Origin of the sequence: Neisseria sp. HMSC056A03, assembly GCF_001815685.1 — a bacterium.
Classification (GTDB): Bacteria; Pseudomonadota; Gammaproteobacteria; order Burkholderiales; family Neisseriaceae; genus Neisseria; species Neisseria subflava.
The window spans coordinates 1-15,743 of record NZ_KV821626.1 but is presented as its reverse complement, the minus strand read 5'-3'; the positions used below and the strand labels follow the sequence as shown (position 1 = coordinate 15,743).

The following is a 15,743-nucleotide window of genomic DNA, read 5'->3' as shown; positions in this document are numbered from 1 at the left end:
CTATCTTGTTTTTCAGACGGCATTGCGCCCTTTTACCAATACTAACACCAGCCACCCCGCAAAAATACTATACTTCCCACATTACAAACATTTCTTATTACAAGGATACACATTATGAAAAAAGTTCTCTTACCTGCCCTTTTGGCCGCTTCACTCAGCGCATGTACAGTCGGTACACCCGGCGTTTCCGTCGGCTTAGGCGTCGGCACCAGCATCGGCCGCCACGTCGGCTTGGGTACATCCATCAACATCCCTGTCGGCTTGGACAAAACCAAAACCACCAAAGACACAGATTCGGACGGCATCCGCATCACAGAAGAACAAATCGTAACCTATTTTGATGCGCACGGCACACCCAGCAACAGCGCAGTCAAAGGCGGCTTCCATCGCCAACTGATCAGCAAACGCAACAACGAATATGTCGTCCAAGACTTTTACAGCGACAACAGCCAAAAACGCACAGACCCCTACGTCCTCAGCCGTAACCAACTGATGCAGTTCCGCGCCACGCCAAGCAACGGCTCGTTAACCACTTACGCCTACAACGGTACGGTAATGCAGCAGCAAGTGTTCCAAAACGGCAAATTGGTTAACGCCAAATACTAAAGGCTGTCTGAAACGGCTGGAAAGCATGTGAAACTTGATTACAAAATATTTTTAACATTCAAACATTTGAAATATTTTGTACCATTTTCTTAAAAATATTGATTGACACATTTTTTCCAGCCATTATAATACGCCCCATTCCCCGATAGCTCAGTCGGTAGAGCGACGGACTGTTAATCCGCAGGTCCCTGGTTCGAGCCCAGGTCGGGGAGCCAAATTTTAAAAGCCTGAACTTCTGTTCAGGCTTTTTTACATCAATCAGGAACGATCGTTCTTTCCCAAAGAAAGCCCTGAATCCTCATAAGACCTTTGCAAAGGCCTCTATCTGCCAAACTGGCACGCCTTGCGCCCTACCCGCTTCGTTTGGCGAACAGGCGCAAACAGCCCGAAACCTTTTGTCAATCAGGTTTTGGGCTGTTTTGCTTTTGAATAAGCGGTATAGTGGATTAAATTTAAATCAGGACAAGGCGACGAAGCCGCAGACAGTACAGATAGTACGGAACCGATTCACTTGGTGCTTCAGAACCTTAGAGAATCGTTCTCTTTGAGCTAAGGCGAGGCAACACCGTACTGGTTTAAAGTTAATCCACTATAATATTGGTTGAGCGGATTTGAATGCAATAAACACTCAATATGCTTGCGGCGGAATAACTGCCGATATATTGATTTCAATCTGCAAAACAGATAGTACGAAGGCCGTCTGAAACTGATTTCTGGCGTTTCAGACGACCTTTGTTTGCTTTGTTGCACGGGTTTAACGGAAGAAATCGCCCATGCCTGCTGGCAGACCTTGGGTAAACGCACCCATGGTTTTATTGGTCGTTTCTTCGGCTTTTTCGGAAGCGGCATTGATAGCAGCCAATACCAAATCTTCCAACATTTCTTTGTCGTCAGCGGCCTCTTGAATCAAATCAGGGCTGATTTCAAGTTTGCGGACAACGTGCGAACACGTCATCACAACTTTCACCAAACCATTACCTGCCTCACCTTCAACTTCGGTTTCAGCCAGCTTGGCTTGTGCCTTTTTCATGTTTTCCTGCATTTGTTGCGCCTGTTTCATCAGGCCGCCTAATCCGGCTTTTCCGAACATGTTTTACTCCTATGGGTTTGAATAAATGGGTTTCACTCATGCCGTCTGAAAAACGCTCTTACCTTTCAGACGGCCTTGTATGTCAGTATTTTAAGAATGTCCTACCAACTCTAAAGAGTCCGGCAGCCATTGCGCTTTAAAGGTTTGCAAGATTTTCTGCGCCGTTGTATCCGCTTCCAGCAAATCTTGCGCCTGCTGCCGCCCTTCTTCTTGAATACGCTTGCAGCGCATAACCGGCGTTTCCCAGCCTTTATCATCCTGCCAAGGCTCGGTTTGCAGCCTTAAATTGCCAAGATGGTAAGCCTCACTCAACGTCTGACAGATTTTATCCAAGCGCTCTTTATTGGCAGTGGCTTTGGCTTCATCCGTCAAAGACAGCATGATTAACCCTGCCTCCGCATCATAACTCGTCCATGCCGCATTTTGCGCCAACATCTGCGCCGCGCCTAATTTACGGGCAAAGCGTTCAATAATACTGTGCCAATTCTCAGTTTTAAACTCAGGCAAAGGAGCGAACTGAAGCTCTTCTTCATCTCCCTCTTCTTCAGGCTCAACAGACGCAACCGGCTGTGGTACTTCCATCACATCAGCACGATGCGAATCTTCATATGTATATGCTTCATCAAAAAACGGAGGTGGAATTTCCTCATCCATGTGCGGATATTCTTCCGGCTCAGGGGCCGTCTGAACTTTTGCAACAGGCAATGTCTCCGCAGTTTCTTGTATCTGAGCCGTTTGTGTTTGAAGCGGCTCAGCCGATACTTGGCTCGGCATTTCCTCCCAAGGCGGTACATCCGCCTGTTGTTGAGCAGTCTGAATAGTTTCTTCAGACGGCCTTTCAACGGGATCCTGTTTGGTCGGAACAGCTTCTTTCTCAACCGCCGGTGCTACTATCGGCTCAGATTTCGGCAGCTGAAAAGGCTTTTTTTCGGCCTCAGCTTTCTGATGATCGGAATGCAAATCCGTGTGTTCAATCTGACTTTGCGTATCGCAACCCGAAGCGGCCAACGGCGCAAATGCAAGCATGCGCAAAAGCGTCATGACAAAACCGGCATACTCGTCCGGAGCCAGCGGCAAATCCTGTTTGCCATGAATAGCACATTGATAATAAAGCTGAATCTGCTCACCACTCAAAGCCTGACTTAATCGCAGCAAAGTTCCACGTTCAGGGTCGTCATTTGCCAAGGCGGAAGGAATGGTTTGAATCAAAGCCAAATGTTGCAACAGCATGGCCAATTCTGCCAATGCGCTGTCAAAACCAATCGCTCTGGCGGACATTTCCTGAGCTTTTTCCAGCAAGGCCTCACCGTTTTGATTGATGATTCCTTCAAGCAATTCAAACAAGTATTGTTTATCGACCGCTCCGATCATCTGGCGGACATCTTGTTCGGCCACTTTACCCGACCCCATGGCAATCGCCTGATCCAAAAGGCTCAACGCATCGCGCATCGAGCCGGCGGCGGCACGTCCTAAAAGCTGCAAAGCCTGCGGCTGATAAGGAACGTTTTCACGATCCAAGACATGTGCCAAATGCTCGGCAACCTGCTGGGTTGTCATGTTGCGCAAAACAAACTGCAAACAGCGGCTCAATACAGTAATGGGAACTTTATGCGGATCGGTGGTCGCCAAAATAAATTTAACGTGCTCAGGCGGCTCTTCCAAAGTCTTCAGCATGGCATTGAACGCGCTTTTGGAAAGCATATGCACTTCGTCGATGATATAGACTTTGTATTTACCCGCAGTAGGCGCATATTGTGCGTTTTCCAATACTTCACGGATATTATCGATACCGGTATTCGATGCCGCGTCAATTTCCAATAAATCCACATAACGGCCGCTGTCGATTTGCGTACAGCTTTCACACTGACCGCATGGTTCGCCATGCACGGCATTTTCGCAGTTCAAGCTCTTGGCCAAAATCCTGGCAATCGTGGTCTTGCCCACACCGCGCGTCCCTGTCAGCAGATAGGCATGGTGCAGACGGCCTTCGTCCAGCGCGTTGCGCAGGGCTTTGACGACGTGTTCCTGACCGACCAAATCGGCAAAGGTTTTCGGACGCCATTTTCGTGCAAGAACTTGATAAGCCATGTTGTTTCTCTACGGGAAATAAATCGGAAGGCCGTCTGAAAAGAATTATCCGCTCTTCAGACGGCCTCAGAAAATGGCATATATTCTAGCATTTTTTTGATTTTTATTAAGGATTTTCTATCAAGCCGACAGCGACAGCATGTCATCGCAATGTTAGAATGCTACACAAATAATAACCAAGTTAAAGCTAAAATCATTATGCCTGAAATTATACTACGTAACCAATCAGCCACTATGCAAGTTAACACAATGGGCGGATACATTGATTCCCTGATTTTAAAAGGGCGGAAAGTCTTATTTCCGAAAACCAGCGTTCAAGTGGGCGATGACACAAAATTACGCGGCGGCATGCACGTCTGCTTACCCCAACTCGGACCGGACAGCAAAAATCATCTGGCCCAACATGGTTTCGGCAGAACTTCAGGCTGGGAAATCCGCCATCAAAATGAATCGGATATCGGCTTGAAATTAATCAGTACAGAAAAAGGCTATGAACACGTCGAATGGTTGCTCGATTACAGCCTGCCTAACGAAAATGAAGCCATCGCCATCCTAACCGTCTGCAATTACGGCGAATCGCCCGTCCGCACATCCCCGGGATTCCACCCCTACTTTACCGCCGCCGGCACACAATTTGATTTCAACGGCGCGCCATACGATGCCGACTATATCTCCCATACCGAATTTGTTTCCTCCAAGCAGGACGCACACGTTGCATTTGACGGCTTGAAACTGGATATCCGCACCCACAATCTGCCTGTGTATGCCCTTTGGAGCGATCGAAACGGCCAATATACTTGTGCAGAGCCAACCGCAGAAGGCAATGCGTTTTTATCTCCTGCAAGAGGCGGACAATTTGTTTCAGGGCACAGCAAAAAACGTTACGCCATGAAAATCAGACTGATAGCTTAAATTGTTCTGTCAAAGTCATAAATACTTAAAAACCACCCAAAAGGGTGGTTTTCTTATGGTTTACAGGCCATTGTTATTGATTGCATTCGCAATATCGCGTACCGCTGTTACATACATGCGGCTGTGGTTGTATTGCCATACTGTGTAGAAGTTATTCAGGCCCAAATAGTATTCAAATACGCCCGGACTGGTTTCCAAAGCATACAATACAGCCTTTTCATTATCTGCAACAGCAGCTTGAGGCATCACACCCAAAGCTTTGAAATCTGCGACAGTGCGCGTCAAAGCAGTTTTCTCATCGATAATCGCCTGCAAGTGCGGAGTAATCGTCAGACTTACCGGCACAACCATCTTACCGCCGGTCTGCCAGCCATGCTGTTTCATATAATTGGCGACAGAAGCCGCCACATCGCCGACATTATTCCAAATATCGCGATGACCATCATCATCATAGTCTACCGCCCATTTACGGTAGCTTGAAGGCATAAATTGCGGCATACCCATCGCACCGGCATAGCTGCCTTTGAAGTCAAAGATATTTTCTTTTTCTTCTTTTGCCATCAGCAAAAGTTCGCTCAACTCGTTTTGGAAGAACTCGGCACGGCGTGGATAATCAAAGGCCAATGTACTCAAGGCATCGGCAACGCGGAAGCTGCCTGTATTTTTACCATAATTGGTTTCAATACCGAGAATCGCCACAATCAATTCGGCAGGTACGCCGTATTTGCGTGCCACATCATCGATTACGGCACGATTTGCCGCATAGAATTGTCTGCCGCCATTAAATTTGGCTGCACCAGAGTTACCGGTGCGGAATTCATACCAAGGACGCGAAGTGCTTGGACGGTACATAATGGTAATGATATTGCCTTTATACACCACGCCATTAAAGAAATTACGCAACTCTTCCGCACTGAACCGGCGGTTTTTTACTTCATATTGGATAAACTGCTGAACGTTGACGTTTTCATTAAAGCCGCTGCTGGCAACAGATTCAGCGGCAGCATCAAATACAGGGCGTTTTGCAGAGGAAACAGGCTCAACCGGTTTTGCCGTATCAACAGCAGGCTTTTGCGGGGTACTACATGAAGCTAGAGCCAAAGCAGCCAGACCCATCCCAAAGATTTTGATTTTATTCATAAATAATCTCTTTATTAAATACTATGATAAATCCGAATACGAAAGAATATTCGTCCAACACATCATCTCTCTATGCCAACTGCCATACTTTTTAATCAGCCAAAAAATATAGAAACTCGGCACCAATTTGCTTCGGCTCAAGCACATAGACAAGGCCGTCTGAAATCCAAGGAAACCCTTGATTTTCAGACGGCCTTGAATGAATCAATTACTCAGCGGCTGCAACAACAGCAACGGTAATTTTAGCAACAGCATCAGTATGCAGAGCCACTTCCACTTCGTATTCGCCAACAGCTTTCAAAGGACCGTTAGGCAGACGTACGTTTGCTTTAGCAGCTTGGATACCGGCAGCAACAATCGCTTCAGCGATGTCGGCATTGGTAACAGAACCGAACAGACGACCATCAACACCGGCTTTTTGAGCAACAGTAATGGTTTGGCCTTCCAGTTTTTCTTGACGTGCTTTAGCATCAGCCAAGATTTCAGCTTGTTTGGCTTCCAATTCAGCGCGGCGTGCTTCGAATTCTTTCATGTTGGCTTCGGTTGCACGTTTTGCTTTACCGGCAGGGATCAGGAAGTTGCGTGCGTAACCGTTTTTAACGGTAACGATGTCACCCAAGTTACCCAGACCGCCGATTTTTTCTAACAGAATAATTTGCATGATTTAAACTCCAAAATTATTTGTGTTGATCGGTGTAAGGCAACAGAGCCAAGAAACGGGCACGTTTCACAGCAGTAGCCAACTGACGTTGGTAGTGTGCTTTAGTACCAGTAATGCGGGCAGGGATGATTTTGCCGTTTTCAGAGATGAAGTCTTTCAACAAATCAACTTGTTTGTAATCAACTTCTTGGATTTTTTCAGCCGTAAAGCGGCAGAATTTTCTACGTTTGAATGATTGACGAGCCATTGTCGTTTAACCTTTATATTCTTTAATGTTCTGTATGCGTAGTACCGGCTTGGGGAAGCGTTGGCTGCGTTGCGCCAAAAAACCTTCCGACTCGATGATGACATCTTGCCGATACTGCCATTCCTCAGCCTGCTTACCTAAAATCCGCGCAGGGATTTCAAATTTGACCAGACATTTCTGTCCGTTTTCTTCCTGCCAAGACTCATGTTGCAACACAACATCTAAAACAGGAATTCCTGCCGGCGTATATCTCAAAGGCTGAACCTGCAAGATACGGGCGGTAAGCTTAATCAGATTGTTCAATCTTATTCGGCTGCTGCAACTTCTTCAGCTGCACCGTTCAGCAAGTTTTTTGCTTTTTCGCCGCCCAGCATTGGGGAAGCTTCAGTTACAGCGTGTTTTGTTTTGATGGTCAGGTGACGCAGTACGGCATCATTGAAGCGGAAAGCAGTTTCCAGCTCTTCAACCACTTCAGGAGTAGTTTCGATATTCATCAAAACATAGTGTGCTTTGTGGATTTTATTGATTGGGTAAGCCAATTGACGACGGCCCCAGTCTTCCAAACGGTGGATTTTACCGCTGGCTTCAGTAATCATGGTTTTGTAACGTTCAACCATAGCAGGCACTTGCTCGCTTTGATCAGGATGAACGATAAACACGATCTCGTAATGACGCATGTTATCTCCTTATGGATGATTAAAAACAGCCTTTCACCATGCGAAGTAAAAGGCAAGGAAAAGAGGCTGAATTTTATCCGCATTTCTTAAAGAATACAAGTCTGAATTCAAAATCCACTTTCTTTTCAATTAAAAAACAACATTAGGCCTTATGGTTATTTCCTAGCAAACCACTCAACTATCTGCCAAAAATCTGCTAAAATCTGCCTCATCCTAATAAATACAGCATCAGAAGGCACACAATCATGGCTCTTTTGCAGATTTCAGAACCCGGCATGTCCGCCGCCCCCCATCAACACCGCCTCGCCGTAGGCATTGATTTAGGTACAACCAACAGCTTGGTTGCCACCGTCCGCAGCGGTAGCGCAGTCTGCCTGCCCGATTCAGACGGCCGCGCCACCCTGCCTTCGGTTGTCCGTTATTTAGATGGCGAAGTTGAAGTCGGCAAAAACGCCCTTTCTGCCCAAAAAACCGATCCGCTAAATACAGTCAGCTCCGCCAAACGCCTGATCGGCCGCACCCTTACCGACCTCGCACAAGAGGCACAATACCTGCCCTACCGGTTCACGCCCAATGAGCGCGTAGTCGAGTTAAACACCCGTCAAGGTGCGAAAACACCTATCGAAGTATCGGCAGAAATCCTCAAAGCCCTCAAATTGCGCGCCGAAGAAACATTGGGCGGTGATTTGGTTGGTGCCGTCATTACCGTTCCCGCCTATTTCGACGATGCCCAACGGCAAGCCACCAAAGATGCCGCGCGCTTGGCAGGCTTGAATGTCTTGCGCCTCCTTAACGAACCGACTGCCGCCGCGATTGCCTACGGACTGGACAACGCCTCAGAAGGCACGTTTGTCGTTTATGACTTGGGCGGTGGCACATTCGACGTATCCGTATTGCAACTGACCAAAGGCCTGTTTGAAGTGAAAGCCACCGGCGGCAACAGCGCATTGGGTGGTGATGACTTCGACCATCGTTTGTTCTGCTACCTACTCGAACAAAACGACCTCTCCAAACTCAACGAACAAGACAGCCAGCTTCTGCTTTCCCTTGTTCGTACCGCCAAAGAAAAACTGACCACTCAAACCGAAGCCGTCATCGAAACCACACTTTCAGACGGCCATAAAGTTCATACCGTCATTACCCGCCAAGAGTTTCACAATCTGACCCAAAATCTGGTACAAAAAACCATCGAACCAGTCAAACAGGCTTTGAAAGATGCCGGCGTGACCAAGGCGGATGTCAAAGGCGTGATTATGGTTGGCGGTTCTACCCGCATGTTGCACGTTCAACAAGCAGTTGCCACATTCTTTGGTCAAACTCCGCTGAATAACCTTAATCCTGACGAAGTGGTCGCACTCGGTGCCGCCATACAGGCAAACGTCCTTGCAGGCAACAAAACCGACGGCGAATGGCTGCTGCTGGACGTTACCCCTTTGTCGCTCGGTTTGGAAACCTACGGTGGTCTAGCCGAAAAAATTATCCCGCGCAACTCTACCATTCCTACCGCACGCGCGCAGGACTTCACCACTTTCAAAGACGGTCAAACCGCCATGACGATACACGTCGTACAAGGCGAGCGCGAACTCGTTTCCGACTGCCGCAGCCTTGCCAAATTTACCCTGCGCGGCATTCCGCCCATGGCCGCAGGCGCAGCGCGTATCCGCGTGACCTTCCAAGTTGATGCCGACGGATTGCTGTCCGTTTCAGCACAAGAACAAAGCACCGGCGTACAGGCGCAAATCGAAGTCAAACCTTCCTACGGCTTGGACGACAGCACCATCACCCAAATGCTCAAAGACAGCATGAGCAACGCCGCAGAAGACATGGCCGCACGCGCACGCGCCGAAGCCGTAGTCGAAGCCGAAAGCCTGACCGATGCCGTCAACGCTGCTCTTGAATTGGATAGCGATTTATTGGAAGCCGAAGAATTGCAACAGATTCAACAAGACATTGTCGACTTGCAAGGCCGTCTGAAAGACGGCAAAGCCGAAGACATCCGCGCCGCCGTCGCCAAACTCAGCCACAGCACCGACAACTTCGCCGCCAAGCGCATGAACCGCAACATCCAACGCGCACTGACAGGGCAAAGCGTTGATAATATTTGATGCCTAAACAATTTCAGACGGCCTTTGATAAAAGGCCGTCTGAAAAGATGTCATCTCACAGAAATAAAAATAAAGGACAACAATGGAAAAAGCAGGTATTGTCTACCTGATGAAAACCGTCATCAAAGGTGTATATAAGATTGGTATTACTGACGAAAATAATTTTGAAATTAGAATGCGCCATTTGGAAAACAACGGCTACGCAAACGTTGCCGGATTAGAACGCATTCTAGCCATTAAAACCGACAACTATAAAGAAAAAGAAACCTTACTTCATGAAATTTTCGGCAAAAGCCAAATAGGAGAAACTGAGCTTTTTGCAATTGATGAAAATCTTGTAAAAAGGCTTTTTCTCTCATTAAGAGGCGAAATTGTATTTCCTAAAAATGAAATAGCAGAGTTAGGTTTTGAAAAAACTGTCAAAGAACATCATCAAGAAAAAATCTTTGAAGTAAACAGAAGTGCATTTATCTCCTTTATTAAGGAAAAGCACCAACAAAATCCTTCCATATTAAGAAATCTCATCTCTTCAGAAAATGCATATAAACCCAAAAATTCCAAAGTCCGTCTATATAAAGACGAATACTTTGGGAAAAGTGGAACAAAGCTAACCACTGAAATTGAAGAGGGTCTTCACATCTATACTACGTACTCAAAAAAGGATTTGAAGATAGCTTACGAAGATTATTCAGAATTATTTAAATCACAATGAGACTCTGGCATCAAACCCTTATCCCCCTACTCCCCCGCGCCCAGCTTTTGGGGCAACACCGTGAATGCGCCGCTTTACGCGGAGCAGGCTGGGGCAGGCCGCATGCGACGGTTAATTACGTTTTTACCCATTCGCCCTACAAACTCTATCTGTATCACGCACTGATTATGGAAGAGATGGAAAGGCGCGGTTACAAACCCGATGCTTTATGGAAAGACCCGCTATATCGCGGTAAAGCCGTTGTCCCATACCATTCACACGCGGCTGAAACAGCTACTTCGCCGATTTATGCCGAACATGATGATGCTTACTTGGACGAATGTCTGAAAAATTTAAGAAATAAAGGCATCATGTTATAAACCCATTTTTCAGACGGCCTGAATATTGAATACCCAAGGCCGTCTGAAACCACTTTAACCACAACCACTCTATAAACAACCGAGACAATAAAAATGCCAAAAATTACCGTACTCCCACACGCGACATTATGCCCCGAAGGCGCGGTTATCGAAGACGCACCGGAAGGCCAAACCGTCCTTGACGTACTGCTCGACCACGACATCGAAGTTGATCATGCCTGCGAAAAATCATGCGCCTGCACAACCTGCCACGTGATTATCCGCAAAGGTTTTGACAGCCTGGAAGAGCCGACCGAATTGGAAGAAGACCTGCTCGACCAAGCATGGGGCTTGGAAGCCGATTCACGTTTGAGCTGTCAGGCGGTCGTTGCCGATGAAGATTTGGTCGTAGAAATCCCCAAATATACGATCAACCATGCGCGTGAAGACCACTAGAACAAGGCTTAATGAAAAAGGCCGTCTGAAACCACAAATTCATGGTTTTCAGACGGCCTTTTGGTTATGCAGCAAATTATTTGATATGAGGGAAAATAAAACGCATACGCGAAATCTGCATAGCCACTTTCTGAGTAGCAGAATAATTTTCGATTTTTTCTTGAATTCTGATTTGATGCAGATTGCCGTTATGCTTAGGAGCGGATTTTTGAGGCTCGCTTGTCGCCTGCAACTCTTGCTCTGTTTTCAACGTTTCCTCCGCCTCGATGGCCGAAAGCGCAGCCTCATCCCTTACCAAACCAAAACGCTCGATAATGGCATTGGCTTCATCTATATAATGAGATTTGTTCGCGCCATTTTCCAACACCGCATCTTCAAGTACGACCGACAAATGTTTGCCGCAATTTTCGATACGCTCTGCGATACGCGAATAAACCATCCAACGCTTCAACCTCAATGCGCCTGCATCGTCATTAAGTGAAGCGGCATCCAGTTTAATTAAGCCATAGTGTTTGCCGTAATACAGACGGAACACCAGCTGCTTCAAATCCTTTGTTTCATCCAGCAGGCGATAAAATTCGCGAACCAACAACAGCAAACGGTCAAATGCGTCTGCTTTGGCCAGATACTCTGAATCATCTGAAGCAAGCGCGTAAATCAGTTTGGACAATTTGGCGTTGAGTGCGTTATTCATCATTTTTCCTTTTATTTTTAAGCGATGGATTGTCTTAAGAGCCATTCAAAAAAATTTGGTTGCATAGCGAAATGTAAATTTTGCATGGAAACCAAATCATTCAAAACGAAATAGAAAGTATAAAACGGCAGATTGCCGTGAATTTTAAGTGTCTTGCCGTATTTTAACGCAACTATGCTATTTTGTTAAAAAATAGCGCCATCATTTATCTGCCAATCTTCCGTAAAACAATCTGGCAGTCCGACTTCTTCTTGATTAAAATAATTACTAATAGCTCAAACCCAATAAAGGAACACATCATGAAATGGACAGATACCCAACGCATCGCCGAAGAACTCTACGACTTACACGGCGACAGCATCGATCCGAAAACCGTACGCTTTACCCAACTGCGTGATTTAATTATGGCTTTGCCTAAATTTGACGATGATCCGGCGCGTTGCGGCGAGCGCATTCTCGAAGCCGTACAACAAGCATGGATAGATGAAGCAGAATAAGCTTTCTTCCCCTTCCTATCAAACAAGACCTTAGGCTGTTTTTTCAGACAGCCTGAGGTCTTTATTAAATCTATTCATACAATTTCGGAAAATTTCGAAATTGACTCATACTGACCTCAAATTTATTATGCAGTCTGACAACAAATAAAAGATATGCAGAAGGTGCATAAGCATGAATCACGCTAGAGAAATTAACGCATTAAATCACAGCCTTTCCGATTTGAAAGGCGACATCAACGTTTCATTCGAATTTTTCCCGCCGAAAAACGAACAAATGGAAACCATGCTGTGGGATTCTATCCATCGCCTACAAACCTTGCACCCGAAATTTGTTTCCGTAACTTACGGTGCAAACTCAGGCGAGCGCGACCGCACTCACAGCATCGTTAAACGCATCAAACAAGAAACCGGCCTTGAAGCCGCCCCTCACTTGACCGGTATCGATGCCAGCCCTGACGAGTTGCGTCAAATTGCCAAAGATTATTGGGACAGCGGTATCCGCCGCATCGTTGCCCTGCGTGGCGACGAGCCGCCCGGTTACGAGAAAAAACCTTTCTATGCCGAAGATTTGGTCAAACTGTTGCGCTCCGTGGCCGACTTTGATATTTCCGTAGCGGCCTATCCAGAGGTGCACCCGGAAGCCAAATCCGCACAAGCCGACTTAATAAATCTGAAACGCAAAATTGATGCGGGTGCAAACCACGTTATTACCCAATTCTTCTTTGACGTGGAAAGCTATCTGCGCTTCCGCGACCGTTGCGTGATGATGGGCATTGACGTTGAAATCGTTCCCGGCATCCTGCCTGTAACCAATTTCAAACAATTGGCCAAAATGGCCCAAGTGACCAACGTCAAAATCCCAAGCTGGCTGTCTAAAATGTACGAAGGTTTGGATGACGACCAAGGCACGCGCAACCTTGTTGCCGCCAGCATCGCCATCGACATGGTCAAAGTCCTCTCTCGCGAAGGTGTCAAAGACTTCCACTTCTACACCCTCAACCGCAGCGAACTGACTTACGCCATCTGCCATATTTTGGGTGTACGTCCCCGTTAATAAAACAGACGGCCTCCCCATTCTGATTTACAATATCGAACATTCAGGCCATACCGGCCTGATTAAAAATTCCAACTAGGAGAGTTAACATGACAACATTGCATTTTTCAGGCTTCCCGCGCGTCGGTGCCTTCCGCGAATTGAAATTCGCACAAGAAAAATACTGGCGCAAAGAAATCAGCGAGCAAGAATTGCTGGCTGTTGCTAAAGACTTGCGCGAGAAAAACTGGAAACACCAAGCTGCGGCTAACGCCGATTTCGTTGCTGCAGGCGATTTCACTTTCTACGACCACATCCTCGACCTGCAAGTTGCCACCGGTGCCATCCCTGCCCGTTTCGGCTTCGACAGCCAAAATCTGTCTTTGGAACAATTCTTCCAACTGGCCCGTGGTAACAAAGACCAATTCGCTATCGAAATGACCAAATGGTTCGACACCAACTACCACTACTTGGTGCCTGAATTCCACGCCGATACCGAATTCAAAGCCAACGCCAAACACTACGTTCAACAACTGCAAGAAGCCCAAGCTTTGGGTCTGAAAGCCAAACCGACCGTTGTTGGTCCGTTGACTTTCCTGTGGGTAGGTAAAGAAAAAGGCGCGGTTGAATTCGACCGTCTGAGCCTGTTGCCTAAACTGTTGCCTGTTTACGTTGAAATCCTGACTGCTTTGGTTGAAGCCGGTGCCGAGTGGATTCAAATCGACGAGCCAGCTTTGACTGTTGACCTGCCTAAAGAATGGGTAGAAGCATACAAAGACGTTTACGCTACTTTGAGCAAAGTAAGCGCCAAAATCCTGTTGAGCACTTACTTCGGTTCTGTTGCCGAACACGCTGCTTTGTTGAAATCCCTGCCTGTTGACGGCTTGCACATCGACTTGGTACGCGCTCCTGAGCAACTGGACGCATTTGCCGACTACGACAAAGTTCTGTCTGCCGGCGTTATCGACGGCCGCAATATTTGGCGCGCCAACCTAAACAAAGTTTTGGAAACTGTTGAGCCTCTGCAAGCCAAACTGGGCGACCGTTTGTGGATCTCCAGCTCTTGCTCTCTGCTGCACACTCCATTTGACTTGTCAGTTGAAGAAAAACTGAAAGCCAACAAACCTGACCTGTACTCTTGGTTGGCATTCACCCTGCAAAAAACCCAAGAATTGCGCGTTCTGAAAGCCGCATTGAACGAAGGTCGTGATTCTGTTGCCGAAGAACTGGCCGCCAGCCAAGCAGCTGCCGACTCCCGTGCCAACAGCAGCGAAATCCACCGTGCAGACGTTGCTAAACGCCTTGCCGATTTGCCTGCCAACGCAGACCAACGCAAATCTCCATTTGCCGACCGTATCAAAGCGCAACAAGCATGGTTGAACCTGCCTCTGCTGCCGACTACCAACATCGGTTCTTTCCCACAAACTACCGAAATCCGCCAAGCACGCGCAGCCTTCAAAAAAGGCGAACTGTCTGCCGCCGATTACGAAGCCGCGATGAAAAAAGAAATCGCCTTGGTGGTTGAAGAGCAAGAAAAACTGGACTTGGACGTACTGGTACACGGCGAAGCCGAGCGTAACGACATGGTTGAATACTTCGGCGAACTGTTGAGCGGTTTTGCATTCACCCAATACGGCTGGGTACAAAGCTACGGCTCACGCTGCGTTAAACCACCTATCATCTTCGGTGACGTAAGCCGTCCTGAAGCCATGACCGTGGCTTGGTCTACTTACGCACAAAGCCTGACCAAACGCCCGATGAAAGGCATGTTGACCGGCCCTGTAACCATTCTGCAATGGTCTTTCGTCCGCAACGATATTCCTCGCTCTACTGTGTGCAAACAAATCGCACTGGCTCTGAACGACGAAGTATTGGATCTGGAAAAAGCAGGCATCAAAGTCATCCAAATCGACGAACCTGCCATCCGCGAAGGTCTGCCTTTGAAACGTGCCGATTGGGATGCCTACCTGAACTGGGCCGGTGAATCTTTCCGCCTGTCTTCTACCGGTTGCGAAGACAGCACTCAAATCCACACTCATATGTGCTACTCTGAGTTCAACGACATCCTGCCAGCCATCGCCGCTATGGACGCTGACGTCATCACCATCGAAACTTCACGTTCCGACATGGAGCTCTTGACTGCGTTCGGCGAGTTCAAATATCCGAACGACATCGGCCCGGGCGTTTACGACATCCACAGCCCACGCGTACCGACTGAAGCTGAAGTTGAGCATCTGTTGCGCAAAGCCATCGAGGTTGTACCGGTTGAACGTCTGTGGGTTAACCCAGACTGCGGCCTGAAAACACGTGGCTGGAAAGAAACTCTGGAACAACTCCAAGTGATGATGAACGTAACCCACAAACTGCGTGCCGAACTGGCTAAATAATGTGAGTTAGATGAAAGGCCGTCTGAAAATTTTCAGACGGCCTTTTTTCTTTATCGATATTTAGACCAGCGTGTAGAAACTAGTAGCGTTGTTTACAGTA

At 47.3% G+C, this 15,743-nt stretch carries 17 protein-coding genes, 1 tRNA gene and 1 pseudogene; 11 read left to right on the top strand and 8 right to left on the bottom strand.

The features are described 5' to 3' along the window. The first annotated feature begins 114 nt into the window (after window positions 1-114). From HMPREF3052_RS05025 to HMPREF3052_RS12045, 3 genes and pseudogenes are all read left to right on the top strand, one after another. Complete coding sequence (locus tag HMPREF3052_RS05025; protein ID WP_070589975.1) at window positions 115-606, top strand: NemA protein; 492 nt, start codon at window positions 115-117, stop codon at window positions 604-606. 139 nt (window positions 607-745) lie between these two features. Continuing rightward, window positions 746-821, top strand: a tRNA-Asn gene (locus HMPREF3052_RS05020). 219 nt (window positions 822-1,040) lie between these two features. Continuing rightward, window positions 1,041-1,106: pseudogene (locus tag HMPREF3052_RS12045) on the top strand (transposase); the annotation flags it as partial. Window positions 1,107-1,360: 254 nt separating this feature from the next. On the opposite strand, the gene HMPREF3052_RS05015 reads toward HMPREF3052_RS12045, so the two are convergent. Both HMPREF3052_RS05015 and dnaX read right to left on the bottom strand, forming a co-directional pair. Next, on the bottom strand, window positions 1,361-1,696 hold the full coding sequence (locus HMPREF3052_RS05015; RefSeq protein ID WP_003678854.1) for a YbaB/EbfC family nucleoid-associated protein: 336 nt from the start codon (window positions 1,694-1,696) through the stop codon (window positions 1,361-1,363). A 90-nt stretch (window positions 1,697-1,786) separates the two neighbouring features. Further along, window positions 1,787-3,784, bottom strand: a complete 1,998-nt coding sequence (gene dnaX, locus HMPREF3052_RS05010; protein ID WP_070748916.1) for a DNA polymerase III subunit gamma/tau — start codon at window positions 3,782-3,784, stop codon at window positions 1,787-1,789. A gap of 198 nt (window positions 3,785-3,982) precedes the next feature. Between dnaX and HMPREF3052_RS05005 the strand changes: the two genes are divergently transcribed. Beyond that, a complete protein-coding gene (locus tag HMPREF3052_RS05005; protein ID WP_070748914.1) occupies window positions 3,983-4,696 on the top strand; it encodes an aldose epimerase family protein in 714 nt (237 codons plus the stop codon). Between the two features lie 60 nt (window positions 4,697-4,756). On the opposite strand, the gene mltB is transcribed toward HMPREF3052_RS05005, so the two are convergent. The 5 genes from mltB to rpsF all read right to left on the bottom strand — a co-directional run bounded on the left by mltB (window position 4,757) and on the right by rpsF (window position 7,421). Beyond that, on the bottom strand, window positions 4,757-5,836 hold the full coding sequence (mltB, locus tag HMPREF3052_RS05000) for a lytic murein transglycosylase B (protein ID WP_070748912.1): 1,080 nt from the start codon (window positions 5,834-5,836) through the stop codon (window positions 4,757-4,759). Between the two features lie 208 nt (window positions 5,837-6,044). Then, entirely contained in the window at window positions 6,045-6,497 is a 453-nt protein-coding gene (rplI, locus tag HMPREF3052_RS04995) for a 50S ribosomal protein L9 (protein WP_003678862.1), read from the bottom strand. A gap of 16 nt (window positions 6,498-6,513) precedes the next feature. Then, on the bottom strand, window positions 6,514-6,744 hold the full coding sequence (rpsR, locus tag HMPREF3052_RS04990; protein ID WP_003678863.1) for a 30S ribosomal protein S18: 231 nt from the start codon (window positions 6,742-6,744) through the stop codon (window positions 6,514-6,516). A gap of 6 nt (window positions 6,745-6,750) precedes the next feature. After that, a complete protein-coding gene (priB, locus tag HMPREF3052_RS04985; protein ID WP_210399506.1) occupies window positions 6,751-7,053 on the bottom strand; it encodes a primosomal replication protein N in 303 nt (100 codons plus the stop codon). Further along, window positions 7,050-7,421 carry a 30S ribosomal protein S6 gene (rpsF, locus tag HMPREF3052_RS04980; RefSeq protein WP_003686150.1) on the bottom strand — a complete coding sequence of 124 codons (372 nt, stop codon included), beginning with the start codon at window positions 7,419-7,421 and terminating at the stop codon, window positions 7,050-7,052. Before rpsF ends, priB begins: the two co-directional genes overlap by 4 nt. 245 nt (window positions 7,422-7,666) lie before the next feature. On the opposite strand from rpsF, the gene hscA reads away from it, so the two are divergent. The 4 genes from hscA to fdx all read left to right on the top strand — a co-directional run bounded on the left by hscA (window position 7,667) and on the right by fdx (window position 11,032). Then, entirely contained in the window at window positions 7,667-9,526 is a 1,860-nt protein-coding gene (gene hscA / locus HMPREF3052_RS04975) for a Fe-S protein assembly chaperone HscA (RefSeq protein ID WP_070748908.1), read from the top strand. An 82-nt stretch (window positions 9,527-9,608) separates the two neighbouring features. After that, window positions 9,609-10,238 (top strand): GIY-YIG nuclease family protein, encoded by a 630-nt coding sequence (locus HMPREF3052_RS04970; protein ID WP_070748906.1) that lies wholly within the window; start codon window positions 9,609-9,611, stop codon window positions 10,236-10,238. Next, complete coding sequence (locus HMPREF3052_RS04965; protein ID WP_049328582.1) at window positions 10,235-10,597, top strand: TIGR02328 family protein; 363 nt, start codon at window positions 10,235-10,237, stop codon at window positions 10,595-10,597. The genes HMPREF3052_RS04970 and HMPREF3052_RS04965 overlap by 4 nt, the downstream gene beginning before the upstream one ends. Before the next feature lie 93 nt (window positions 10,598-10,690). Further along, window positions 10,691-11,032 carry an ISC system 2Fe-2S type ferredoxin gene (gene fdx / locus HMPREF3052_RS04960; RefSeq protein WP_003686005.1) on the top strand — a complete coding sequence of 114 codons (342 nt, stop codon included), beginning with the start codon at window positions 10,691-10,693 and terminating at the stop codon, window positions 11,030-11,032. Between the two features lie 76 nt (window positions 11,033-11,108). Here fdx and HMPREF3052_RS04955 read toward each other — a convergent pair whose 3' ends face one another. Continuing rightward, complete coding sequence (locus tag HMPREF3052_RS04955; protein ID WP_070748904.1) at window positions 11,109-11,726, bottom strand: hypothetical protein; 618 nt, start codon at window positions 11,724-11,726, stop codon at window positions 11,109-11,111. Between the two features lie 299 nt (window positions 11,727-12,025). On the opposite strand from HMPREF3052_RS04955, the gene iscX reads away from it, so the two are divergent. The 3 genes from iscX to metE all read left to right on the top strand — a co-directional run bounded on the left by iscX (window position 12,026) and on the right by metE (window position 15,643). Beyond that, window positions 12,026-12,223, top strand: coding sequence for a Fe-S cluster assembly protein IscX (iscX, locus tag HMPREF3052_RS04950; protein WP_070748902.1), 198 nt, complete (start codon window positions 12,026-12,028; stop codon window positions 12,221-12,223). 172 nt (window positions 12,224-12,395) lie between these two features. Beyond that, complete coding sequence (gene metF / locus HMPREF3052_RS04945) at window positions 12,396-13,277, top strand: methylenetetrahydrofolate reductase (RefSeq protein ID WP_003682095.1); 882 nt, start codon at window positions 12,396-12,398, stop codon at window positions 13,275-13,277. 89 nt (window positions 13,278-13,366) lie between these two features. After that, window positions 13,367-15,643, top strand: coding sequence for a 5-methyltetrahydropteroyltriglutamate--homocysteine S-methyltransferase (gene metE / locus HMPREF3052_RS04940; protein WP_070748900.1), 2,277 nt, complete (start codon window positions 13,367-13,369; stop codon window positions 15,641-15,643). Window positions 15,644-15,743 lie beyond the last annotated feature (100 nt).

Bases quoted from the DNA above. Each gene is read 5' to 3' on its own strand.
- HMPREF3052_RS05005 (WP_070748914.1), top strand. From the start codon at position 3,983: ATGCCTGAAATTATACTACGTAACCAATCAGCCACTATGCAAGTTAAC.
- dnaX (WP_070748916.1), bottom strand. From the start codon at position 3,784: ATGGCTTATCAAGTTCTTGCACGAAAATGGCGTCCGAAAACCTTTGCC.
- hscA (WP_070748908.1), top strand. From the start codon at position 7,667: ATGGCTCTTTTGCAGATTTCAGAACCCGGCATGTCCGCCGCCCCCCAT.
- rpsR (WP_003678863.1), bottom strand. From the start codon at position 6,744: ATGGCTCGTCAATCATTCAAACGTAGAAAATTCTGCCGCTTTACGGCT.
- mltB (WP_070748912.1), bottom strand. From the start codon at position 5,836: ATGAATAAAATCAAAATCTTTGGGATGGGTCTGGCTGCTTTGGCTCTA.
- fdx (WP_003686005.1), top strand. From the start codon at position 10,691: ATGCCAAAAATTACCGTACTCCCACACGCGACATTATGCCCCGAAGGC.
- metE (WP_070748900.1), top strand. From the start codon at position 13,367: ATGACAACATTGCATTTTTCAGGCTTCCCGCGCGTCGGTGCCTTCCGC.
- HMPREF3052_RS05025 (WP_070589975.1), top strand. From the start codon at position 115: ATGAAAAAAGTTCTCTTACCTGCCCTTTTGGCCGCTTCACTCAGCGCA.
- HMPREF3052_RS05015 (WP_003678854.1), bottom strand. From the start codon at position 1,696: ATGTTCGGAAAAGCCGGATTAGGCGGCCTGATGAAACAGGCGCAACAA.
- rpsF (WP_003686150.1), bottom strand. From the start codon at position 7,421: ATGCGTCATTACGAGATCGTGTTTATCGTTCATCCTGATCAAAGCGAG.
- HMPREF3052_RS04965 (WP_049328582.1), top strand. From the start codon at position 10,235: ATGAGACTCTGGCATCAAACCCTTATCCCCCTACTCCCCCGCGCCCAG.
- metF (WP_003682095.1), top strand. From the start codon at position 12,396: ATGAATCACGCTAGAGAAATTAACGCATTAAATCACAGCCTTTCCGAT.
- HMPREF3052_RS04970 (WP_070748906.1), top strand. From the start codon at position 9,609: ATGGAAAAAGCAGGTATTGTCTACCTGATGAAAACCGTCATCAAAGGT.
- rplI (WP_003678862.1), bottom strand. From the start codon at position 6,497: ATGCAAATTATTCTGTTAGAAAAAATCGGCGGTCTGGGTAACTTGGGT.
- HMPREF3052_RS04955 (WP_070748904.1), bottom strand. From the start codon at position 11,726: ATGAATAACGCACTCAACGCCAAATTGTCCAAACTGATTTACGCGCTT.
- iscX (WP_070748902.1), top strand. From the start codon at position 12,026: ATGAAATGGACAGATACCCAACGCATCGCCGAAGAACTCTACGACTTA.